Raw genomic sequence first — 22,919 nt, 5'->3', positions numbered from 1 at the left:
TTCCATACTTGGCTTTGCATGAGACGCTGCAGTGTCCGGCAATTGAATTGTAATCGCCATTTAAACACCTCCTAATATACCTTTTGTATTTTATTATATGATAAATTCCTTCCCCTTGCATCCACATCCTTTTTAAAGCGTGAAATTACTTAATTTGATATAATACTTTTTAGTCCAATCAAAAAATATAGTGAGGTTGCTTTATGAAAAAGAAAATAATCATTACAATCGTTACATTATTCATTATTACTGTAGCATTATTTGGAACATACAAATTAATGAACGCAAGAAGTTTTCAATTGTTTGGTGATTTAACAAACCGAGTAGAAACAAATGAAAAAGTGGTTGCTTTAACTTTTGATGATGGCCCTACGAACAATGTAAAACAAATATTACCGCTACTAGATACATACAATGCAAAAGCTACTTTCTTTTTAATCGGAAATGAATTAGAAAAAAACCTATCGTTAGGAGAAGCTATTGTACAATCTGGACACCAAGTTGGAAACCATACATATTCTCATAACAGAATGGTTTTAAAAACACCTTCTTATATTAAAGAAGAAATAGAAAAAACGAATTCATTAATCCGCCAAACGGGATTTACAGACGCAATTGACTTTAGACCACCAAACGGAAAAAAGCTACTTGGTCTGCCCTATTATTTAAATAAAAACAATATCGAAACAATTACATGGGACCTTGAACCTGATACTTTTTATAAATCTGCTGCTGACAAAATTAAATATGTTAATAAAAATGTAAAACCAGGTTCTATCATTTTACTGCACCCTATGTATGATGAGTCTAATGAAAATTTACAAACCATCGAAGGTATTTTAGACTCTTTATCTAAGAAAGGCTATCAGTTCGTAACAGTAAACGAACTGCAAAAAAGAGCAAAATAAGAAAGGTAGCGTATCATACAATGATACGCTACCTTTCTGTTTATATAATGCCAAGTACATTTAAGAATACGATAATAATCGCAATTGGTGCGATAAAGCGAAGTAAGAATAACCATAATACGAACAGTTTATAGCCTTTATTTTTACTTACACCAAGCTCTTTCATTAATACATCTTTCTTCATTTTTAAAGGAACGAAGATAGAAACTAATAAAACACCAAGCGGCATTAGTACGTTACTAACTGCATAATCCGCTAAATCAAAGACTGTCTTTCCGAAAATCTTCAGATCACTTAATATACCAAATGATAATGCTGATGGTACTCCAACAACAAAGATTAGTAATCCTACGATTAAAGCCATTTTTTCACGTTTTCCTTTACCTTTTGCAGTTAAAGATGCAACGCTAATTTCTAACATCGAAATTGCTGATGTAATAGTAGCAAAGAAGAATAGTAATAAGAAAACGATGAAGAATAATTTTCCGAATGCCATTTTACTGAAAATAGCTGGTAGTACGATAAATAAGAGTCCAGGTCCTTGAGATGGTTCCATTCCAAATGCGAACACTACTGGGAAAATTGCAAGCCCTGCAAGTAATGTAATCACAAGAGTTAAAGCTACAATTGAAAATGCTGAACGCGGTAAACTTTCCTCTTTCGGTAAGTATGAGCTATACGTTACCATAACAGCTACCCCGACAGATAACGAGAAGAACGATTGTCCCATTGCATATAATATGATTTCTGATGTTACATGTGAGAAATCAGGTTGTAAGAAGAAACGAACTCCTTCTCCAGCACCATCTAACGTAAGTGCACGAACGATTAAAACAAAGAATAAAACGAATAATGCTGGCATGAAATATTTATTTACTTTTTCAACACCATTTTGTACACCTTTACTTACGATAAAAATAGTAATAAGGATGAATAATAGCTGTGATCCAACTGCTAAATACGGATTGGAAATGATTTCACCAAACGTAGCTTCGTATGCCCCATTTCCTTCCCATAGTCTACCTGTAATTGCATTCCATAAATATAATAAAATCCAGCCTCCTACAACACTGTAGAAAGAAAGTAATATGAAACATGTTACAATCCCTAATTTCCCTAACCATGGCCATAATGTTTTTGGTGCGATTTCTCTATATGCATCAACGGCCTCTTTTTGTGTACTTCTTCCGATAACGAATTCAGCTAATAATAGCGGTAAACCAATTAATAATGTGAAACCGATGAAAATAAGGAAGAACGCGCCGCCCCCTCCAATTCCGGCCATATACGGGAACTTCCAAATCGCCCCTAAACCAATTGCTGAACCTGCTGCAGCTAATACGAAACCTAATTTCGATGTCCATTGCTGTGAATTCATCTGTTAATCTCCTCTCTTTATCTTTTTCTGTTTTATAATTCGGTAGTTATATTGTTCTATTAATACTCTTTTCTAATACGCTCACATCCTCCCTAGTAATAAAAAACGCCCCTACGTAAATACGTAGGGACGACAAAAATATCGCGGTACCACCCTAGTTATGAAGATACAACAAAGTAAGACCTAAATAAAAAACGTCCCTACGCAAATACGTAGGGACGATAAAATATCGCGGTACCACCCTAGTTATGAAGCCACACCAAAGTTAGGACCTAAATAAAAAACGTCCCTACGTAAATACGTAGGGACGATAAATATCGCGGTACCACCCTAGTTGTGAAACAATCTTCACCACTTTATTTGATAACGGTATAAACTACCGTCTTTCATTTCCTCATAATGTGAGATTTATGAAAGATGCTCCAGGACGAACTTCATGAATAATCTATATACTGATTCACACCAACCATCAGCTCTCTGAAATAGGGAGATATTCACTACTATACCCTTTCATTGCCCAAATATTATTTTCCGAATTGATTACTATCATTTTTATCATACATTAAAAATAGTGTCAACTTATATTTTGAATTTTTATGTATTACATTCTATTTTAAAGTGTAAAATATGACTTTTAAATGAATAATATTAGAATATTTATGTTTCATACTATGTTAACTTCTCTAACAGGTTTATAGTAATATACGATGAATGCAAGACAGCACGAGTAGGAGGAAAGAATTTTGTCTACTTCAAAAGTTTTAAAAGGAACTGCTTTATTAAGCGGTGCGACAATGATTTCACGTATATTAGGTTTTATATACTTCTTCCCTTTTCAATTATTAGTTGGGACGCAAGGGGTCGCTTTGTATGGATATGCATACTCTTGGTACGGTATTTTATTAAGCTTCTCAACAGCTGGTATCCCTATTGCCGTCTCCAAATTTGTTGCAAAGCATAATGCGCTTGGTGATTATAGTACAAACAAAAAATTATACAACTCTAGCGTAAAATTAATGTTGTTTATGGGCTTTTTAGGTTTTTTAATTTTATTTATTGGAGCACCGTACATATCACAATTTATTATTCGCTCGAAAACGCCAGATCCACAATTTATCGCCGACGTAACACTTACGATGCGAGCATTAAGTTTCGCACTTATTATCGTACCAGCTATGAGTGTTACACGTGGTTATTTCCAAGGATTTCAACATATGAAACCAAGTGCTGTTTCTCAAGTCGTAGAACAAATTGCACGCGTTGTTTTCATTTTAGTTGGTAGTTTTATCGTCTCAAAACTATTAGGGGGTTCAGTCGCCTCTTCTGTTGCAGTTGCTACGTTTGGCGCTGTTATCGGGGCACTTGCCAGCGTCTCTATTTTAATGATGTACTGGAAAAAGTATAACCGATTAAAACCTCCCGAAGGAGAATTAAAGTCAAGGGCATCCAATATTCCATTAAAAAATATTTATATGGAATTACTTCGATATGCAATCCCAATTGTATTTGTCGGTATTGCAATCCCGCTCTATACGTTAGTAGATCAATATACTGTAGCTGATGTCCTTAGGGCGATGGGAGAGCCTTTAGAAACAGCGAATGCAGTGTTCGCTTATATTACGAACTACGCTCAAAAGTTAATTATGATTCCAGCTTCACTTGCAACTGGATTCTCATTAACGATCATTCCAGCAATAACGAAATCGTATACAAGCGGGAAACTAGAAGAATTACAAGAACAAATTTCAAAGATATTTCAAGTCTTGTTATTCTTCACTATCCCAGCTGCATTCGGCCTTGCTAGCATCGCTTACGATGCATTCCGTATGGTTTATGTAAATCCTGAAATTGCACTTGGTGGATCACAATATTTAATTTCCTTTGCACCTTCTGCTATATTAAGTGCGATTTTCACAGTTTCAGCAGCTATTTTACAAGGAATCGATTATCAAAGAAAAACGATGATCGCTTTCTCAGTCGGTATTCTCGTTAAAGTTTTAGTAAATACACCACTCTTACATTTGTTTGGCGGGCACGGCGCTGTACTTGGAACAATTCTTGGATACCTCGTTTCCAATGTTATTATGTTGTACTGCATCGTTAAGTTTGCGAAATTCAAAATTGGTGAGACTGCAAAGACAGTATTTCTTATTACGATTTACTCCGCAGCAATGTCTGCTGTTGTAATTGCATTAAAAGCAATTTTAAAATGGTTAATTCCTGGACAATCTTATATGGAATCACTTCTCATTGTTGTTATATGCGGCGCTGTTGGAGGGATTGTTTACCTTTTATTCGTCCTAACGAGCGGACTTGCTTCACATATTCTCGGCGATAGAATTCAGCGATTACCCGTACTAGGTAAATTAATCAAATAAAAAGAAGAGATGTAACACATTGTTACATCTCTTCTTTTTTACTTCGCGTATTGCATACGTTTTTGTTGTTCAGTAATATTTAATTCTGGAGCATGATGTTCTACTAAATGTAATAGCTCTTCAATTAACACTTCTAATTCCTGTACACTATACTCCGGTTCCCCTATTAACGTATTCGCCATACGCCCGTATAGATTTTCAGGCTTAATAATCATTCGTTCCACATTATATGGCATCCATTTAAACGCTGGGTGATGTACATACATTTTATTCAAACCAAATAAGACCCCAAATATATTCCTTTGTGCTTCACAAATAACATCATATAACATAAGCCAGTCTTTTCGTTTTAAAAGTGCCTCTCGATTATGCCAGCGATTGCTTAACCAAAGATTTTCTGAAATCATCCGTTTCGCTAGGTCTTCCGGATATACTATCACTCTCTCTTTTAATTCATTCACTTTCTCTTCTCCATACAAACTAACACCATCATGAACGGATGATACGATACATTGTTTTTCATAACTTATATCATATTGATCCACCACATCCGAAATAACTTTCTCTACTGTTTCTGTTAAAAAGCTACTAATCTCTAATTTAATTCCCTCTTTTGTCAAATATGTTTCCGACCATTCTTCTTCCTCATAAGGGTGATATGACAAAATTGTTCCACCAATATAGTTAATAGGCCCTTTACGCTCCTCATCCTCTGGTGGCGTTGACCATAAAATATGTAATTCTATATCTGAATGTTCATCTTCTAGCTTTCTAGCTACTGAACCCGCTAAAATAACAGCTTCGATCTTCGGATTTCTCCTATAAATCTCCGACATTTCTATTGCTTTCTCTTTTAATCCCACTTCATTTCCCCCTACTAATTGCAGTACACACTTACTTTTTCATTTATCTATTTCGATATTGCGCGTTGTATTCCCTTTTCAATGTTCTACTAAATCATATTTCTACCCAATAACGCTGAACAATTTCCCCAGTATGAGAAGAAACTACTTCATTTTCTAACATACCGCCAACCTTTTGAATCGTTTTAGCCGAAGCAATGTTAACTTTATCGCAAGTTATTAACACTTTCTGCAACCCTAACTTTGGCGCTTCACCTAATGCAAGTTGTAGTTGTTTTGTAGCGTAACCTTGGCGACGTTTATTCGGATGAACACTATATCCAATATGACCGCTTTCCCGCAATAATTCTTCGTTTAATCGATGTCTAATATTCACAAAACCTATAAGTTCCCCGTTTTCAAAACTTAAAAATTGGCTAGACGGTACTCGATTACCTTGTAAGTTTTCTCCCAGTTCCTGTTTACTCACTTTTTCAAACCATTCATCGAGAGAATCAAAATTTTGTAAAGAACTGCTGCCGTGTGGTTGTTCTCCTGATTGTAAAAACGCATGTCTATATGCCGTAATTTCCCCACTATATTCATGTATTGGTCTTAATAGTTTCATTGTCATTCTCCCCTCTTTACAACCTAAAACAAACACCTTAATCGTGACAATTTCACGATTAAGGTATTTCTATCAATTTCATTCAAATAATCCCATACTCAAATAACGCTCACCTGTATCAGGTGCAATACATAAAACTTTTTTACCAGCGCCTAATCGTTTCGCTATCATAATTGCTGCGTAAACAGATGCTCCAGACGATGGCCCAACTAATAAACCTTCTTGCCTAGCTAATTTTCTCATTGTCGTTAAAGCCTCTTCGTCTGCAATTTGAATAATCTCGTTATACACTTCTGTATTTAAGTTTTTCGGGATAAATCCTGGACTTGTTCCTACTAATTTATGAGGACCTGGAACACCGCCTGATAAAACGGGAGATCCTTTCGGTTCTACTACTGCAATATATAAGTTTGGTAGTTTCTCTTTTAACGTTTCCCCGGTCCCTGTAATAGTTCCACCAGTTCCAGCCGTTGCTACGAATGCATCAAGTTCGCCATCCATTTGTTCATAAATTTCAAGTGCAGTCGTATAACGGTGAATATTCGGGTTTGCTGGATTTTCAAATTGTTGCGGAATAAAACTATTTGGTATTTGCTTTTGCAGTTCTAACGCCTTCGCAATTGCTCCTGGCATTCTTTGTTCTGCTGGTGTTAATACTACTTCTGCTCCGTATGCTTTCAATAAATTTATACGCTCTTTTGACATATTGTCTGGCATAATTAAAATCGCTTTATACCCTTTCGCAGCTGCATTCATTGCTAAGCCTATTCCTGTATTTCCGCTTGTCGGTTCAATAATTGTATCTCCTGGTTTGATGAGACCATTCTCTTCTGCAACGTGCAGTAAATTATAGGCAGCGCGGTCTTTCACACTGCGTGATGGATTAAACATTTCTAGTTTTACATACACATCCGCTGCGTCTTCTGGAATAAATTTAGATAATCGGACGACAGGTGTATCTCCTATTAATTCTGTAACATTTTCACATAATTTCATAGTGCATCCCCTATTCTATCGTTTTCTTATCACTTGGTAATAACCAAGAAGTAAGTCCAATTAATGGTAGACAACTACATAGTAACATAATGAATTGTAGACTATATATGTCAGCCAATTTCCCAAGTACTACAGATCCTAAAGCTCCGAGTCCAAACGCAAGCCCTACAATTAATCCAGATACCATCCCTACTTTTCCAGGAACAAGCTCTTGCGCATAAACAACAATTACACTAAAACTACTTGAACTAATAAAACCGATACATAAAAATAGCGGTACGACCCACATGAGCGAAACGTGAGGTAATAAAAGGGCAAGTGGCGCCGAACCTAGCATTGAAAATACAATAATTGTTTTCTTTCCAAATCGATCTGCTAACGGTCCACCAAAGAAAGTTCCTAATACACCGGCAATCATAAATGCGAATACGAAATACTGGGCATTTTTTATAGATAAACCGTAATGCTCAATTAAGTAAAATTGATAAAAATTCCCTATACCAGCACCGTACCAAGAACGTACAAAAGTAAGGAAAACAAGAAGTAGAATAACAAATTTAATATGTGTACTTACAATCGCATTTTCCGCCTCAAGCGCAGCCCTCTTTTTTCTTCTCACAGCGCCAGTTGCTAATTCATTCCTATACCAATTTGATACAAAAATTAATAATACAATTCCTACCGCTGCAAAGGCTGTAAAACCTAAAGAGCCAATTTGGCCGAGCGGAACGAAAATTAAAGCTGTAAAAATAGGCGCTAGGGAATTCCCTGTATTTCCTCCTACTTGATAAATCGCTTGCGCTAAACCTCGTTTTGCACCGGCTGCCATATAAGCAACTCGAGCCCCTTCTGGATGAAAGACTGCGGAACCTAATCCGATAAATAAAACAGAAATAATAACAATAATAAAGTTCGGTGCAAATGCAAGTCCAATCATCCCAAGCATACTCGAAAACATACCGAGCGGTAATAAAAATGGTGACGGCTTCTTATCAGAATACATACCAAAAACCGGCTGCATAATCGATGACGTCATATTTAACGCAAACGCAATCCACCCTACTTGCATATAGGATAAATTCATCGTTTTTTCCAAAATAGGAAACAATGCCGGCACAACTGCTTGCATCGAATCATTTAAAAAGTGACCGAAACTAATCGCAAATAGTATTCGATATATCGTCGGTGTTTCTATTGTATTTTTTTTCGAAACTGCCTGCATATATGAATCTCTCCTTCCTGTACAAAATATATATTTATTACAGCAGGTGTAATAAAGTAAGACTTTAATCTCGATAAATTCTGACTTTTGAAACATTTCTATTCTATACTGGTTTCATTTCTTTTTCCAGAAATATCACTTCTTAAATAATATATTTTTTCTATACGTTTTATCGGATTTATTTATAGAAATTTTCTATATTTTCTTTTATAATAGGACGGAGATGAATGGAAGGATGACTACTATGAAGAAAAAAACAAAAGGAATCGTTGCACTCTCAATCACATTATCTATGTTTTTAACAGCATGTGGTCAAAAACAAGAGGCAACAACTACCGGAGAAAAGAAAAAAGAATCTTCAAAACAAGTATTAAACATTGTAGAAGCTGGGGAAATTTCTACACTTGATTCATCTATCGCAACTGATGGGTTTTCTTACGCTGCATTAAACAACGTAATGGAGGGATTATATATGCCTGGTCCTGACAATAAACCTGTTCCTGCGGCAGCTGAATCATACAAACTAAGCGAAGACGGAAAAACATATACATTCACATTACACGATTCAAAATGGTCAAATGGCGATCCAGTGACTGCTCATGATTTTGAATATGCATGGAAACGTGCCGTTAATCCAGAAACTGCTTCTGAATACGCACATATTATGTTCGATATTAAAAACGCTGAAAAAATAAATAAAAAAGAATTACCAATTGATTCATTTGGTGTAAAGGCAATTGATAATAAAACGCTTGAAGTACAGTTAGAACACCCTGTTCCATACTTTTTAGGGTTAATGGGATTTGCAACATTTTATCCTCAAAACAAAAAGGTTGTAGAAGCGCAAGGGAAAAATTACGGACTTGAAGCTGCAAATGTAGTTTATAACGGGCCGTTTCAATTAAGTGAATGGAAACATGATACAAGTTATAAAATGACAAAAAACCCGAACTACTGGGATAATAAAACTGTGAAGTTAAGTGAAATTAATGTAAATATCGTAAAAGATACTTCCACAGCCGTTAATTTATTTGAAAGCAACAAGTAGACCGAATTACGATTAATTCAGAGTTTGTTGATAAATATCAAAAAGATCCGAGCTTAAAGAAAATGGAACGTCCTTCTATGACATTTTTCCGATTTAGCCAAAAGAATCCTTTATTAGCAAACAAAAACGCTCGAAAAGCTATTTCGCTTGCTTTTGATAAACAAGGAATCGCAACAACAATTTTAAATAATGGTTCTATACCGGCGAATGCATTCGTTCCGAAAGGATTCGTAAAAGGACCTGATAATAAAGATTTTCGCAGTACAAGTAATGTAAAAGTAGAAACAAATGTGAAAGAAGCTAAATCACTATGGGAAACTGCGAAAAAAGAAACAAATTTACAAAATGCTTCTCTTTCAATCATAACAACTGATGAGTCTAACGATAAAAAAATTAGTGAGTTTTTAAAAGGTGAACTGGAGAAAAACTTACCTGGATTAAAAATCACATTACAACCACTTCCAGTAAAAGCATTTTTAGATCGTGAAGGAAATGGCGATTTTGAAATTTCACTTTCTACTTGGGGACCAGATTATCCTGATCCTACAACATTTTTAAATATGTTTGTCACTGACGGACCGTTTAATAAGATGAGTTATTCAAACAAAAAATACGACGAATTAATTGAGAAAACGAGCTCTACTTTAGCAACTGATTTACCAGCACGTTGGAAAGCGTTCCAAGATGCAGAGAAAATCTTACTGGAAGATGATGCAGCTATCGCTCCAATCTTCCAATCAGGGCTTGTATATTTAGAACGTCCAACAGTAAAAGGTGTTGTTATTCGTCCATTTGCAGGAATTTATTCTTATAAGTGGACCTCTATTACAGAATAAGAAAAAGGCGATCCTAACATATATTAGGATCGCCTTCTTTATTAAATTGCAAAACGCTTATACTTTTCGTAATCACTCGTCTTACATTCTACTTCTAGTTTTGTACCTTCGTTTTCATAATTCGTAGATAAAACGTGCGCATTATTATTGAAATAAGAAACTACCTGCCCTTGATCATACGGGATTAACATTTCACACTTCGTATACTCTTTATAAATGTGTGAGCGAATCATTTCTACAAGTTCTTCCATTCCAACATGTTTCTTCGCTGATAAATAAACGCGGTCTTCTTGTACTTTCGGAATTTCAACATCTACCATATCTGATTTGTTATAAGCATAAATGGTTGGGATATTTTCTACTCCAATTTTCTTTAACGTTTCATTTGTAATATCAATTAACTGTTCATAATTTGGATTTGCGTAATCTACAACGTGAATAAGTAAGTCTGCTTCCGCTACTTCTTCTAACGTTGAACGGAATGCTTTCACAAGGTGATGTGGTAATTTACTTACAAATCCAACTGTATCTGTTAATAAAAATGATTTGTTATCTGGCAAATCAATATTTCGTACAGATGTTTCTAGCGTCGCGAATAACATATCTTTTTCAAATACTTGTTTTTCTTCTGTACCATTATAAATCTCAAGCATCGCATTCATCGTCGTTGACTTTCCTGCGTTCGTATAGCCTACTAATGCTACCACTGGTACTTCATTTTTCTTACGTTGCTTTCGCTGCGTTTGACGCTGGGCAACAAGTGCTTCTAGATCTTTATTTAAAACTGAAATCTGTTCTTCAATTTTACGACGATCTAACTCTAATTTCTTCTCACCGACACCTTTATTTTTCGTACCAACTCCGCCGCTCTGTCTTCCTAACGATTCACGAAGACCGATTAAACGAGGCATCATATACTGAAGGTGCGCTACCTCTACTTGCAACTGTGCTTCTTTCGTTTTCGCACGTTGCGCAAAAATATCTAAAATTAATATGGTACGATCAATAACTTTACAATCTAAATCCGCTTCTAAATTTCGAATTTGTGAAGGAGATAATTCGTCGTTAAAGATTACCATATTCGCATCTACTTCATTTACATACGCTGCTACTTCTTCAATCTTTCCTTTTCCAATATAATGGGAAGGATTTACTCGTTGTAAATTTTGCGTCACTTGCCCAATTACCTCTACATCACAAGCTTCTGCAAGGTTTGTTAGCTCTTCCATTGAATATGCAAAATCATCTTCATTACCTAAATTTACTCCAACTAAAACTGCTCTTTGTAATAATTCTTCCATATATTTATTCCTCCATTTCGATTACGTAAAATAAAAAACACAGGTTACTGTCTGTGTTTTCGTAAACGGATAAGGGTTCACCAAAGAAACAGGAGAACGCTATACTTTCATCCTATCTCAATAGTCAATAAGTCCCAAAATCATATACGTATCCACAATAAGTGTTCACCTATACGATCCCATTCTATTTATAAAGGCAAAACAAAAAGAGGGCGTATTCGTCCCTCCCTCTTTTTCACATATAAGCTTAATAAAGGGTTCCTTTAAAATAGGCAGACCAATCCCGTTCACTCTGCACACAGACAGAGCCTTTGAGCGCTATTCAATTATTGGCACAAAGTATTGAGACGTAATCTGATTAAGATCAAAGGAAGCCCCTCCGTTCATTTTAAGTTACATAAAGTGTAGCATAAGTAATTCGCTTTCACAAGATTAAACCACCTATAGAAACAGAAAGAAAATCCTTATATATCTACTTTAATCGTCATTTTTTGCGCGTTCTTCTTACAATAAAAATTACAAGGGCTACTATTAGTAACAGACCTATAGAAATGGTAACAACTTGCCACCAACTGAAACCGCTGACCATCTTCCCTTTTAAATCGACTTTCTTCATCGGAATAGACTCTTTTGCAATTTGACTTAAAGCCACTTTGTCCGCCCCTGCCTCATCTAATCTCTTCGTTCCACTACAACTATGTGTGTGTAATTGTTTTTCTGATCCTCTTTGGGAAGAATATACTAAATACTCTCCTCCTTCTACAAAGTGAAATACACAATCACCACCATTTGTATATACAATAATTTGCGAAGAAGTTGTCCCTTTCCAAATTTTCTTCACTTCAAATAATACTTCAATCCCAACCCCTTCTTTCCTTCCAACCTCAATTACCTTCCCCTCAAATACTACATCGTTTTTTTGAAATGCATCTTCTGCTGATACGTTAATACAATCACAAGCATAAGATTTCCCTGGAAAAATAATAAGAATAAAGCTACAAATAATGACAACAGGCAATATATACAAAATTCTTTTCAAAGAGCCCAACTCTCTTCATTATCAATTTTAAAAACTTATCGTATATTATTTTTTTACAACACTCGCCAAATTCCTTCATAGTAAGTTAAGCTTTTCGTTTCAATACAATAAAAGTCTTTATTGACATTTTTATAACCTAATAATAGTATCAGGTTATAAAAATAAGTTAGGAGATGTCCCATGCATTCTAAATCTCGTATTACTGCAATTGGTACTTATGTTCCAAATCAAATATTATCTAATAACGATTTAGAGAAAATGATTGATACGAATGATGAATGGATTGTACAAAGAACAGGAATGAAGGAAAGACGAATCGCGAGCGAAGACGAATATTCCTCACACTTAGCCATTAAAGCAATTGAAAATTTATGTACAACTTTTAAAAAGAACTTAGAAGATATAGACTGTATCATCGTCGCTACAACAACCGCTGACTATGTTTTTCCGAGTGTCGCGTGTCAAATACAACAACACTTCAGCATACCTCATACAATAGCATTTGATTTAAATGCAACTTGCGCTGGTTTCACATATGGCCTGCACGTCGGTAATAGCTTAATCACTTCTGGATCACACAAAAAAGTACTTGTCGTAGCGACAGAGACATTATCTAAAGCTACTGATTACACCGATAGAACGACTTGCATTTTATTTGGCGATGGTGCTGGAGCTATTTTATTAGAAAGAGATGAAAACAAACCAAGCTTTGTCGCTGTTCACATGGGAACAAATGGGCACGGTGGGATTCATCTATACCGAACAAACTTATCTACTACTATGAATGGCACACCACTGCAAACAAATGAAAAAATCGTTCAAAACGGGAGAGAAGTATATAAATGGGCAACTCGTACAGTGCCAGCAGGTATAAAAGAACTATTACATACCGCAAATATGCAAATAGATGATATAGACTGGTTCATACCACACAGTGTTAACTTACGAATGATTGAATCTATTTGTGAGAAAACTGAAATTCCAATTCAAAAAACTTTAACGAGTGTAAAATACATGGGGAATACATCTTCAGCTTCCATTCCACTCGCTCTAGATTTAGCTAGAAAAGAAGGAAAATTAAATAACGGAGACACACTTTTACTATACGGATTTGGCGGTGGTCTTACGCATTTAGGCCTTATTATGGAGTGGGATTTAAACTAACATTTTTCTTTTATACAACTAACTACAAAAAAGCAGCATCCAAAGATTGGTTACCCCACTTTGAACGCTGCTTCTACTCTCTTAATTTTATTTACCTGTCCGAGCCCATATCACAACAGGAATAAGCATGAAAGCTAATACTCCTCCTGCTAATGACAATGCCGCATAACTTGAATTCGCCACTACCATACCTGACATCGCTCCGCCTGAAGCTCCAGCTAGCGCAATAAACACATCTATTTTCCCTTGTGTTTTTGCACGTGTGGAAGGTATAGTTGCATCAACAATTTGAGCCGTTCCACTTATTAAACCGAGGTTCCATCCTAATCCAAGTAAAGATAAAGCAACAATTAATAGTATTAAAGAATCACTCGGCGCTATTGCAGCTATGACACCTGCTGCTAGTAAAATTACTCCGCCAGCTATACTCATCGTAGTTCTTCCAATTTTATCAATTAACATTCCTGTAACGAGAGATGGAAGATACATTGCACCTACATGAAAACCAATCACAAGTCCTACTGCACTTAATCCATGACCGTGATGCCCCATATGAACTGGCGTCATCGTCATAATCGCAACCATCACGATTTGTGTAAGTATCATTACAATAGCTCCAACAGTAATACCTCGTTTATTTTCTGTCGCTTCTTCTGTTACTGCTTGCCCTTTATATGTATGCTCTTGTTTATATGTTTCTATCATATTAGCAATAAGTAACGGATCTGGACGAAGCATAACAAATAAGACAATACCCGCAAGTATAAATGCTGCTGCCGATAATATGAACGGACCAGCAAGTTCAGGAATTCCAATTGAATGAGCAAACCTTCCCATTACACCTACTAAATTTGGACCTGCGACTGCACCAAAAGTCGTCATTACCATCGTAATACTAATAGCAGTTGCTCTTTGCTTCTTATTCGCTAAATCCGTTCCAGCATAACGCGCTTGTAAATTCGTAGCTGTGCCCGCGCCATATATAAGTAAAGAAACTAGTAAAAGAATAATACTATTTGTTAAAGCTGCCACCACAACTCCAATAGCCCCTAGTCCACCTACTATAAAACCTCCTGCAAGCCCTATGCGGCGACCATGTTTTTGTGATAACTTCCCAACAAAGAAAGCCGCTACCGCAGATCCCATTGTAAACATAGCTGCTGGCAATCCTGCATATGCATCTGTCCCAAGCATTTGCTGCGCAAGAAGTGCACCTACTGTAATGCCAGCAGCTAACCCTGCTCCGCCGAACATTTGTGAGATGCTGACGATTATTAATGTTCGTTTGTATAATTTTTGTTGGTCTTCTTCTGTATATATGTGATTACTTGTTGAAGCATCTGCTGTATCTATCATTTTCTCACCCTCTCTATAAAACTAATATCTCTTGTTAATGTACTATAGAACAACAAAATCCCCAAATTTAAAATGCTGAAATTTATTTATACATGTAAAGAACCCCACGGTTTATATTTTTCCCATTACCGAGGGGTTCCCAAACTTACAGGGTGGCTCTACTTTATATTTCATATACAAACTTTGTACTATTTTACAACTTCATCTTGATTAGCTTCAAAGCCTTCTTTCTTACCCTCTTTTATTTCATAATAATACGAAGGTAATTCTATATTATGTTCTAAAAGGTAATCCTCAATCAATGCAATAATCACTTTCAATGTTTTCAAACGTGCGTATAATTTATCATTGCTTTCAATAATATGCCATTTCGCATTTGGCTTATTTGTTTTTTCAAACATATCTTCCATTGCTTCAACATACTCGTCCCACTTTTCACGGTTACGCCAATCTTCGTCTGTAATTTTCCATCTTTTCAAAGGATTGTTCTCTCTATCTCTAAACCTCTTTAATTGTTCATCTTTACTAATATGATAGAAAAACTTCCCGATTATATAATGATCATCTGTTAATAGTTTTTCAAAATCATTAATCTCATCATACGCTCTCGTCCACTCTTCCTTTGTAGCAAACCCTTCAACACGCTCAACTAACACACGGCCGTACCATGAGCGATCAAAAATAGTAATTTGCCCGTACTGAGGAAGTTTTCGCCAGAAACGTTGCAAGTAATGGTACCGTTTTTCATGAGATGCTGGTGCTCCGATTGGATTTACTTGAAACCCGCGCGGATCAAGGTGTTCCGTCACTCGCTTAATTGCTCCACCTTTTCCAGCCGCATCCCAGCCTTCCATAACGAGTATAACTGCGATTTTTTCTTCTTTTACTATTTGCTGCAGTGCTAATAAACGTCTTTGGTATTTTTCAAGTTTCTTATTATACTTAGATTTCGATTCTATTCTTTTCATTAAAACCACTTTAGCAAGATATCCATTTTCCATAAAACAAATCCCCCTTGTTGTATGACAATGTTATTTTAACATATTATTGGAAAATTTTCACATTAGAAAAAGCTGTGTAGAAAAATCTCTACACAGCTCCCTTCTCTAATTGCACATCTACTTCAATATTTTCATTTTTATTTTTCTTAGCTTTTATAAAGAATACAGCAGTTAATATAAGCGTAATAACTGTACCTACAATATAAGATGTGTTTAACGGAATGTTAAAACCAATTTTTGCATTTAAAATGTAAATTACAGTCATGAGTGTCATGACTGTCACGGGAATTAAGAAAACAACATATAGTTTTCCTTTTATAAATACATCGTTCCAATCCATAACGCAATTGCTGTAGGCAATTGGTTAGCCCAAGAGAAATATATCCATCTTATTCACAAAGAGAGACTATATTTTTTACAATTGAATTATGGTATACCTTCTCAAAAAAAGAAGATAATAACAAATAAATTCGTTACAGAATGGGAGTACTTTAAAGATGAAACGAAAAATACTTTCTCTCTTTACACTAATCTGTTTAGCACTACCAATACAAGCTAGTGCATACACATTTCACTCACTACCAATTGAATCAAAGTCTAAACAGTGGTATATCGAAATTGATAAATCCCATAACGCAAACAAGCAAGCAGCGCAGCCAAAACAGGGTGTATACGATACATATCGCTTACTCGTAAAAAACATCGGTAATGACGTGTCAAACGTAGCTGTAGAAATAGTTGATAACACTCCTACCTCTAAAGCTACTTTTAATCCTACTACATTACATAACAACGTTTCAAAAAGTCAGACAAACTTTGACTACATCGTATTCCCTTTAGACTTTAATAGCCATAATTTTAAAGTCGTCATTACTTGGGAAGAAAAAAATTTCTCATACAACGGTCATCCGGTAAATGAGGGGGAACAAATGAAACAAACATTTGTGTTTAATGAAGAATAAGCCCTAATTTGATTAGGGCTTATTCTTCATTTACAAAACCAGATTGAATCGCTTCCGTCACTTCTTCTGTGATTTCTAGTTCTGTTGCTTCCGTACTAATTTTCTTGTCCCAAATATGTACGGAAGGCTTTTCGTTACAAAGATGTTTTATTAATACTAGTTGGTTATATGTTAGCTTATTTTCTCTATGGGTGGCGATATAGACTGTGAAATTTTTTGCTTCAAAGACCTTTTCTCCAAAAATGTATTTACATCCCAACTTATGTCTTAGTAAATCATGTAGATTTTCTATATTCATATACCATATCCCCCTTTTAATCTACATAATTAATCGAACCGCCTAATACTTGGTACAGCTAACGCTAGTCCAATTGTTACAAGTACTAAAATAGCTAGTGCTATAATCGTTATCTCGCCACCTATGACAGTAGCTAACCATCCTACAACCACATAACCTAGTGGCAATAAAGCAAATGAACCTAACATATCAAGGCTTGCCACTCTTCCAAATGCTTCTTCTGGCACAAGCTCTTGTAAACTTGTTTCCCAAATGAGTCCAAATATCATTATACCGAAACCTTCAATTGCCATTAATCCAATTAAAGCAGGTGCCCAAGCAATAAACGGCATTATTAAAAGCGCACAACCACTTATTAAAACACCACCATAAGCAAGTAATCCACGCTTATGCCACCGTTCCCTCCCGCCAAATATTAACGCGGCAATTACAGCTCCAACACCAGAGGATGCCATTCCTAATCCATACACGTATGCTTCAAAATGATGATGAACATTAAATAACCATGGAATTAATACGACGATAATTCCTGCATAACAAATATTGATGAAAGAAAAGACTAAAATTGTAATCCATAGCCACGGATGACTTTTTAAAACGAAAACACCTTCCATAAACTCTTGTTTGTAATCGACCTTTCTCTTTTCAATGGAGTTTACTTTTTTAAACTTTATTTCTCTTAAAAATAATAAACAAAAAAATGATAGCAAATACGTTACTGCATCTAGTCCAAATCCTATTCCAGCAGATGCAACTGAAACGATTAATCCTCCAAGAGCCGGTCCAATTAGTCGTATACCTTGATTACTCATTTGCGTTAATGCATTAGCTGCATTTCGAATGTCCGGTACAAATACTTTCGCTCTTACAGCCGCATACGCTGGCTGAAATATCCCTTCCATAAGTCCATATAATGCTACAAGTACATATAGAAGTGGAATTGTTAAAACGTCCATAAATATAAGTGTCGCAAGTAATAGCATTACTATACAGCGAATTATATCTGTAAATAACATTACTTTCACCCGATCAATTCGATCTACGACTAATCCAGCAAACGGTAACGCAAGAATATTAGGCAGCATGTACATTGCCATTGTCATCCCCATTACAACTGTTGAACCAGTTAATGAATACACAACGACTGGCAAAATAACCATCGTTATCGAACTGCCTAAAGTCGAAAGTAATTGCCCAATCCATAAAAACTTAAAATGTGGTGACGCTTTAACTGGCAATAATAATTTCCAAACATACCCCAAACCTTTTTCTCTTTGTACTTCCCCTTGCATTTCTCTCTCCTCTTTTCAAATGATTATAGACTTTATTATATATCACTAAAAATTCCTAATATTCTTTTTTAATTATATAAGAAACCATTATGTTATGGTAAAATTATCAAAAAAAATATAAAGGAGAATACATTGTTATGCCTCAAAATTCTCATAACATCGAGCACCGCATCTATACAATGTGTATGATCCAACGAAATAATGAAGTTTTACTTATAAAACGCCCCGATCATCGAGGTTTTCCTGGCTACATCGCTCCTGGCGGAAAAGTAGATTTCCCAGAAAGTATCGTTCAAGCTGCTAAACGAGAAGTAAAAGAAGAAACTGGATTACTTGTTTCAAATTTAACTTTTAAAGGATTAGATGAATACGTAAATCCGAAAGAAAATGTTCGATATATGGTATTTAACTATTGGACAGATTCATTTGAAGGTGAACTCCTTTTGAATCCTCCTGAGGGCGAATTATTATGGGTAGCAATCGATACAGCACTAAATCTTCCTATGCAAAATTGGTTTAAAGAGAGATTCCCATTATTTTTTGAAAAAGGTACGTTTGAAATTCAACGTGTTTGGGACCCAGACTTAGATAAACAAGTTGCTATGACAATTACGCATACGTAAAAAAGGCTTGGTATCTCTCCAAGTTTTTTTACTTTCCTTCTATTTTCTTAATCTCATAATCAATTTCTAAAAACTTAACTCCAAATATCCACATTCTATGGTTAGCTTCTAATATGTGATTCGTGTTCTCCTTTATAATAAAAGTCTCTGCTAACGGTAAACGAATTGTAAAGAAACGAGTATGTAAATAAATCCCCTCATCTCCTTTACCATTTCTTCTCAGCTTACTAGTAATGATTAAATCATTACTCTTATTACATAATTTTAAAACCCCCGTCATATTCGAATATGGTAAAGGTAATGCAATATTCATATATGTCTCGCTCTTATATGTGTGCTTTGAGTAAAGAGCTACAAAAATAGATTCTCCTGCTTCATTTTTTCTTAGCCAAGCCCTTACATTCTCCCTTCCATCTTTCTCATCTATTATCCCAACGATAGAGCCATGCATCGTTTCCCACTTACCGCCCATTCCTAAATGTATTTGTCCTACACGCTTACTCATTTTCTCATAGCAAAATGCAACCGGACGAAACCAACGAGCCCACTTAATATACGATTGTAACTCATACTCTTTTGTATTTTCATAAAAACGAGTAATACTTAAAGGAATCTTCGCCATGCCAAATCCCTCACTATGAAAATCGTTCATATTATCAACTAAACCTTTGTATTCCTTGCTATCTATTAAACTTCTGTTATGTAAAAATGCTTCCCCAACTGTCGCATTTCCTCTTAACCTGCTCATTGGTTTCCCGTAATATTTATAATTCGGAGCACTCTTTTCAATCATCCAGCCGACAAATGCGGGTAACGCTACTCCAATTCCATTGGCAACACCATGAATCCAAACCATTTGAGCAATTGTAATCGTCATTACATGTTTCAAATTCCCATATGAATATATAAGTGAAAACATAATTGTTACCATGAGTGTACTAGACGATATGATCAGAAGAACCTTTGCACTAATAGCATTAAATTTCGTACGCCAAACATAAATCCCATAACTATAAATAGCACATAAATATAGAAAAACTGCAAAAAAATCAAATACTCTTGAGTACGTAATTCCTATTGCAACTGTCATAGGTGAAATGACGATGATAAACATAATAGCATCATATACTTTACTTCTCTTTTCTCTTTTTCTCCCAATTAAACCGGCTGATAACGGCAATAGAAATGCCGAATAATGAAAGTGTGCAGCGGTAAGCAAAACAATGTCAGAACTAAAGTGCATAATGGAGAGTTTTGCTACAGAAGCAAAAAACCAGAAACCACCTAAAAACAAATACATAAACGCACTATCGATAGCTGTCTCCTCTAACGGTTTCCATCCTCTTTCTAGCAATCTACTTATACCAAATAACGAAACAATTCCTGTATATACAAACCAAAGTAACGCAAAGAAATAATGATTTGTTACGAAAGCTAACGTTGCACTAATTGCTGCAATTGGATATAACGGCGATACAAATTTATAAAAGAATACATATGATCCATTTCTTGTTTTCTTATCAATGATGCAAAATGACATCGGTATAAATAACAAAATAGATAATAAAATAATTGCTTCCACCGGGTTTATATTTGACCACTCACATATTAGAAAAATAATATAACAAGCAAACCCAACTATTATATTTTTCATATCATTTATTTCCTCTCTACAAATGTTCCCTTATATGAAAATAATGAACCAATTAACGGATTGCTTACTTGTACATGAATTCGAAAACATTGTATTGTTTCATCATAACTTTCTACAATGTTGGCCTCTCCGTATAAAAACCTAGGTAACGGGACTTTCTTTCCAAACATGTAAAACCATTGTTTCTTTGAAGAAATATGCATTGCCCCCACCTCATCAATATGAAAATTCAATGTAGAAACGAGTAAATGTGGCTCACCAAAACAATCTACAATTTCATTATTCTCTTCATCCAACTGCATAACAGCGTTAAAGTATCTTTTCTTATTATGAAAATAAAAAGTACGATTCCACCGCACAAGTTCATTTCCATGTTCATCTCGCTCAGCGGTATTATGTATTGTAAATGGCACTTCCTTCCCCCGTTCAGAGAAAAACATTCGAAACTTCGATGCAATTTTTAATATCAATTTTACGAAAAAAGAACCTCCGTAAATTTCATCCATCTTTCCTTCTCCAGTAAAGCTATTTTCTTCTGTAATCTCATAGCGTTTCTGTAATTTTGGATGAAGTTTTTTATAAGAATCCCCTAATAGTCTTTCATAAATATTAGCCATACATTATCCCTTTCTCTTCCTCTTGCAATTTTTTGAGCTTGGCAAATTCGTGCTATTTATATAACCGACAATCGATAACCCCATAAGTAGAACGTTTAATGTAATTGGATTAAACGGCTCTGTAAAGCTTACGATATTCGTAAAACCCGCCGCTATCGTTAAGGCTATTAACATAAAAATATGTACGATAAATACTTTTCGTTTTGGAAATGACAACAGCCATATGACATCAAAAATAATTTCTAATAATCCAATTATTTTAAGTACAAAAATACTATATTCCGTTGAACCAATTATCACAGATAGCATTTTTACTTCTTCTGAATGAGTAAACACTAGTTTCGGCACTATTCCTTGATACATCCATACAAAAGCAAACAAAAAACATACGAGCCAATATGTCATTGTTCTTCTAATTAGTAATCTCGGATGAAGTCCCTTTTCTAACCATAATTTTAAAGCATCAAAACTCCAAGCAGTCGCCCAGCCTAATAACGGACGAAACATATAGAAATCTATTACATTTCCTATACGACCAAACCTCGTATCGTAATCATATTGCGTCTCAAAATGAATGTGTTCTTTACGCGGTGTATACTTCCAATAACCACGCCCTATTTGAATAAGTGATAATTTATTATCTGTCCAAAATTTTAAAGAAGAAATCCGTTCACCCGTTTCTTTTCTTATTTCTCCTATCGATTCCCCTTCACCAACTATTTCAAGTCCAAATCCAATTTTAGTTTTATATAAAAACTTCTGCGGTTCTCCTTCTTTTTTCTCTAAATACGAAATTTCAGTAAAGCGAGCATCCCATTCTGTATGTATATCTGGTCCCTGTGTATATCCCCATAATTTTTCCATTGTTGTGTTCATTTCTGCCGAAACATAAATAGGCTTTTTCCCCTTCATTCTTCCACCTCCTACACGCTATAAACTTAATGTACATGCAATGAATTTATTTTGCTACAGTTTTCACAAACTACTTCAAGAAAAGAAAGAATTTTTAAAATTTATACAAAACACTTGATTCCCCGAAAAATTTAAATTATTATAAAACAAATGTTACCAACAACTTCATAAATCAAACACTCTCGCCTAAAACGTGAGATAGAGGTTGCGATACTTATGATTATTCTAATGGAGACACAGAGATGTCTATGAAATTAGATGAAAGGAAGTATTGCCGAAATCGATAATTTTCTCTGCATTTATCGATTGGGGCTGTTTTCGAATAGAAACAGAACTGTCATATGTACAGCAGTGTATGTATGAAGAGCTATCTACAAAAAAGAGATATCATTTTTATGGTATTCCTTTTTTGGCGGTTTTTTTATTAGCTCCGTTTTCTGTTTCCCTTTTCCTGTAACAGCACC

General features: G+C 35.2%; 19 protein-coding genes, 2 pseudogenes, 1 riboswitch and 1 other annotated feature. Of the genes and pseudogenes, 6 read left to right on the top strand and 15 right to left on the bottom strand.

Features of this window, described 5'->3' with window-relative positions; all coding sequences use genetic code 11:
• Positions 1 to 203: 203 nt before the first annotated feature.
• Positions 204 to 908, top strand: a complete 705-nt coding sequence (locus QCI41_RS27535) for a polysaccharide deacetylase family protein (protein ID WP_353836166.1) — start codon at positions 204 to 206, stop codon at positions 906 to 908.
• 40 nt (positions 909 to 948) lie between these two features.
• On the opposite strand, the gene QCI41_RS27530 is transcribed toward QCI41_RS27535, so the two are convergent.
• Entirely contained in the window at positions 949 to 2,286 is a 1,338-nt protein-coding gene (locus QCI41_RS27530; RefSeq protein WP_087968130.1) for a sodium-dependent transporter, read from the bottom strand.
• 300 nt (positions 2,287 to 2,586) lie between these two features.
• Positions 2,587 to 2,809, bottom strand: a binding site (T-box leader).
• A 220-nt stretch (positions 2,810 to 3,029) separates the two neighbouring features.
• Here QCI41_RS27530 and QCI41_RS27525 point away from each other — a divergent pair.
• Positions 3,030 to 4,664: a putative polysaccharide biosynthesis protein gene (locus QCI41_RS27525; RefSeq protein ID WP_353836167.1), complete on the top strand. Its 1,635-nt coding sequence runs from the start codon at positions 3,030 to 3,032 to the stop codon at positions 4,662 to 4,664.
• 38 nt (positions 4,665 to 4,702) lie between these two features.
• Here QCI41_RS27525 and QCI41_RS27520 read toward each other — a convergent pair whose 3' ends face one another.
• The 4 genes from QCI41_RS27520 to QCI41_RS27505 all read right to left on the bottom strand — a co-directional run bounded on the left by QCI41_RS27520 (position 4,703) and on the right by QCI41_RS27505 (position 8,352).
• Positions 4,703 to 5,527 carry a DUF4037 domain-containing protein gene (locus QCI41_RS27520; protein ID WP_353836168.1) on the bottom strand — a complete coding sequence of 275 codons (825 nt, stop codon included), beginning with the start codon at positions 5,525 to 5,527 and terminating at the stop codon, positions 4,703 to 4,705.
• A gap of 94 nt (positions 5,528 to 5,621) precedes the next feature.
• A complete protein-coding gene (locus QCI41_RS27515) occupies positions 5,622 to 6,134 on the bottom strand; it encodes a GNAT family N-acetyltransferase (protein WP_353836169.1) in 513 nt (170 codons plus the stop codon).
• A 78-nt stretch (positions 6,135 to 6,212) separates the two neighbouring features.
• On the bottom strand, positions 6,213 to 7,130 hold the full coding sequence (gene cysK, locus QCI41_RS27510; RefSeq protein ID WP_046959062.1) for a cysteine synthase A: 918 nt from the start codon (positions 7,128 to 7,130) through the stop codon (positions 6,213 to 6,215).
• A gap of 10 nt (positions 7,131 to 7,140) precedes the next feature.
• Positions 7,141 to 8,352, bottom strand: coding sequence for an MFS transporter (locus QCI41_RS27505; protein ID WP_088121830.1), 1,212 nt, complete (start codon positions 8,350 to 8,352; stop codon positions 7,141 to 7,143).
• Between the two features lie 244 nt (positions 8,353 to 8,596).
• Between QCI41_RS27505 and QCI41_RS27500 the strand changes: the two are divergent.
• A pseudogene (locus QCI41_RS27500) lies at positions 8,597 to 10,236 on the top strand (peptide ABC transporter substrate-binding protein).
• A gap of 41 nt (positions 10,237 to 10,277) precedes the next feature.
• On the opposite strand, the gene hflX reads toward QCI41_RS27500, so the two are convergent.
• Entirely contained in the window at positions 10,278 to 11,537 is a 1,260-nt protein-coding gene (hflX, locus tag QCI41_RS27495; RefSeq protein WP_353836170.1) for a GTPase HflX, read from the bottom strand.
• A 484-nt stretch (positions 11,538 to 12,021) separates the two neighbouring features.
• Positions 12,022 to 12,576, bottom strand: coding sequence for a cobalamin biosynthesis protein CbiN (locus QCI41_RS27490; RefSeq protein ID WP_353836171.1), 555 nt, complete (start codon positions 12,574 to 12,576; stop codon positions 12,022 to 12,024).
• Between the two features lie 180 nt (positions 12,577 to 12,756).
• Between QCI41_RS27490 and QCI41_RS27485 the strand changes: the two genes are divergently transcribed.
• Complete coding sequence (locus tag QCI41_RS27485) at positions 12,757 to 13,740, top strand: ketoacyl-ACP synthase III (RefSeq protein WP_353836172.1); 984 nt, start codon at positions 12,757 to 12,759, stop codon at positions 13,738 to 13,740.
• An 87-nt stretch (positions 13,741 to 13,827) separates the two neighbouring features.
• On the opposite strand, the gene QCI41_RS27480 is transcribed toward QCI41_RS27485, so the two are convergent.
• The 3 genes and pseudogenes from QCI41_RS27480 to QCI41_RS27470 all read right to left on the bottom strand — a co-directional run.
• Positions 13,828 to 15,096 carry an MFS transporter gene (locus QCI41_RS27480; RefSeq protein WP_353836173.1) on the bottom strand — a complete coding sequence of 423 codons (1,269 nt, stop codon included), beginning with the start codon at positions 15,094 to 15,096 and terminating at the stop codon, positions 13,828 to 13,830.
• A gap of 188 nt (positions 15,097 to 15,284) precedes the next feature.
• A complete protein-coding gene (locus QCI41_RS27475) occupies positions 15,285 to 16,097 on the bottom strand; it encodes a polyphosphate kinase 2 family protein (protein ID WP_353836174.1) in 813 nt (270 codons plus the stop codon).
• An 88-nt stretch (positions 16,098 to 16,185) separates the two neighbouring features.
• A pseudogene (locus QCI41_RS27470) lies at positions 16,186 to 16,484 on the bottom strand (carbon starvation CstA family protein); the annotation flags it as partial.
• A gap of 110 nt (positions 16,485 to 16,594) precedes the next feature.
• Between QCI41_RS27470 and QCI41_RS27465 the strand changes: the two are divergent.
• The gene (locus tag QCI41_RS27465; protein WP_353836175.1) at positions 16,595 to 17,059 is read left to right on the top strand and encodes a hypothetical protein; all 465 of its coding nucleotides are present in this window, start codon (positions 16,595 to 16,597) and stop codon (positions 17,057 to 17,059) included.
• Between the two features lie 19 nt (positions 17,060 to 17,078).
• On the opposite strand, the gene QCI41_RS27460 is transcribed toward QCI41_RS27465, so the two are convergent.
• Together QCI41_RS27460 and QCI41_RS27455 are read right to left on the bottom strand one after the other, a co-directional pair.
• On the bottom strand, positions 17,079 to 17,357 hold the full coding sequence (locus tag QCI41_RS27460; RefSeq protein WP_001019602.1) for a hypothetical protein: 279 nt from the start codon (positions 17,355 to 17,357) through the stop codon (positions 17,079 to 17,081).
• A 29-nt stretch (positions 17,358 to 17,386) separates the two neighbouring features.
• Positions 17,387 to 18,649, bottom strand: coding sequence for an MFS transporter (locus QCI41_RS27455; RefSeq protein WP_353836176.1), 1,263 nt, complete (start codon positions 18,647 to 18,649; stop codon positions 17,387 to 17,389).
• 137 nt (positions 18,650 to 18,786) lie between these two features.
• Here QCI41_RS27455 and QCI41_RS27450 point away from each other — a divergent pair, with 137 nt between their 5' ends.
• Positions 18,787 to 19,272: an 8-oxo-dGTP diphosphatase gene (locus QCI41_RS27450; protein WP_353836177.1), complete on the top strand. Its 486-nt coding sequence runs from the start codon at positions 18,787 to 18,789 to the stop codon at positions 19,270 to 19,272.
• 28 nt (positions 19,273 to 19,300) lie between these two features.
• Here the strand turns inward: QCI41_RS27450 and QCI41_RS27445 are convergent, their stop codons facing one another.
• From QCI41_RS27445 to QCI41_RS27435, 3 genes are read right to left on the bottom strand one after another with little or no spacing between them, the layout of a single operon-like run.
• Positions 19,301 to 20,926, bottom strand: a complete 1,626-nt coding sequence (locus QCI41_RS27445; RefSeq protein WP_353836178.1) for a YndJ family protein — start codon at positions 20,924 to 20,926, stop codon at positions 19,301 to 19,303.
• Positions 20,927 to 20,931: 5 nt separating this feature from the next.
• Positions 20,932 to 21,543, bottom strand: a complete 612-nt coding sequence (locus QCI41_RS27440) for a DUF4166 domain-containing protein (protein ID WP_353836179.1) — start codon at positions 21,541 to 21,543, stop codon at positions 20,932 to 20,934.
• Positions 21,544 to 21,546: 3 nt separating this feature from the next.
• Positions 21,547 to 22,455, bottom strand: coding sequence for a DoxX-like family protein (locus QCI41_RS27435; protein WP_353836180.1), 909 nt, complete (start codon positions 22,453 to 22,455; stop codon positions 21,547 to 21,549).
• A gap of 191 nt (positions 22,456 to 22,646) precedes the next feature.
• Positions 22,647 to 22,833, top strand: a riboswitch (Lysine riboswitch).
• The last annotated feature ends 86 nt before the right edge of the window (positions 22,834 to 22,919 follow it).

The organism is Bacillus cereus group sp. MG4 (assembly GCF_040460055.1).
Lineage (GTDB): Bacteria > Bacillota > Bacilli > Bacillales > Bacillaceae_G > Bacillus_A > Bacillus_A wiedmannii.
This window is presented reverse-complemented; position numbering and strand designations above follow the sequence as displayed.

Coding starts and splice junctions, on each gene's coding strand:
- QCI41_RS27440 (WP_353836179.1), bottom strand. CDS start 21,543: ATGGCTAATATTTATGAAAGACTATTAGGGGATTCTTATAAAAAACTT.
- QCI41_RS27505 (WP_088121830.1), bottom strand. CDS start 8,352: ATGCAGGCAGTTTCGAAAAAAAATACAATAGAAACACCGACGATATAT.
- QCI41_RS27515 (WP_353836169.1), bottom strand. CDS start 6,134: ATGAAACTATTAAGACCAATACATGAATATAGTGGGGAAATTACGGCA.
- QCI41_RS27460 (WP_001019602.1), bottom strand. CDS start 17,357: ATGAATATAGAAAATCTACATGATTTACTAAGACATAAGTTGGGATGT.
- QCI41_RS27445 (WP_353836178.1), bottom strand. CDS start 20,926: ATGAAAAATATAATAGTTGGGTTTGCTTGTTATATTATTTTTCTAATA.
- cysK (WP_046959062.1), bottom strand. CDS start 7,130: ATGAAATTATGTGAAAATGTTACAGAATTAATAGGAGATACACCTGTC.
- QCI41_RS27485 (WP_353836172.1), top strand. CDS start 12,757: ATGCATTCTAAATCTCGTATTACTGCAATTGGTACTTATGTTCCAAAT.
- QCI41_RS27450 (WP_353836177.1), top strand. CDS start 18,787: ATGCCTCAAAATTCTCATAACATCGAGCACCGCATCTATACAATGTGT.
- hflX (WP_353836170.1), bottom strand. CDS start 11,537: ATGGAAGAATTATTACAAAGAGCAGTTTTAGTTGGAGTAAATTTAGGT.
- QCI41_RS27465 (WP_353836175.1), top strand. CDS start 16,595: ATGAAACGAAAAATACTTTCTCTCTTTACACTAATCTGTTTAGCACTA.
- QCI41_RS27435 (WP_353836180.1), bottom strand. CDS start 22,455: ATGAAGGGGAAAAAGCCTATTTATGTTTCGGCAGAAATGAACACAACA.
- QCI41_RS27535 (WP_353836166.1), top strand. CDS start 204: ATGAAAAAGAAAATAATCATTACAATCGTTACATTATTCATTATTACT.
- QCI41_RS27475 (WP_353836174.1), bottom strand. CDS start 16,097: ATGGAAAATGGATATCTTGCTAAAGTGGTTTTAATGAAAAGAATAGAA.
- QCI41_RS27530 (WP_087968130.1), bottom strand. CDS start 2,286: ATGAATTCACAGCAATGGACATCGAAATTAGGTTTCGTATTAGCTGCA.
- QCI41_RS27480 (WP_353836173.1), bottom strand. CDS start 15,096: ATGATAGATACAGCAGATGCTTCAACAAGTAATCACATATATACAGAA.
- QCI41_RS27455 (WP_353836176.1), bottom strand. CDS start 18,649: ATGCAAGGGGAAGTACAAAGAGAAAAAGGTTTGGGGTATGTTTGGAAA.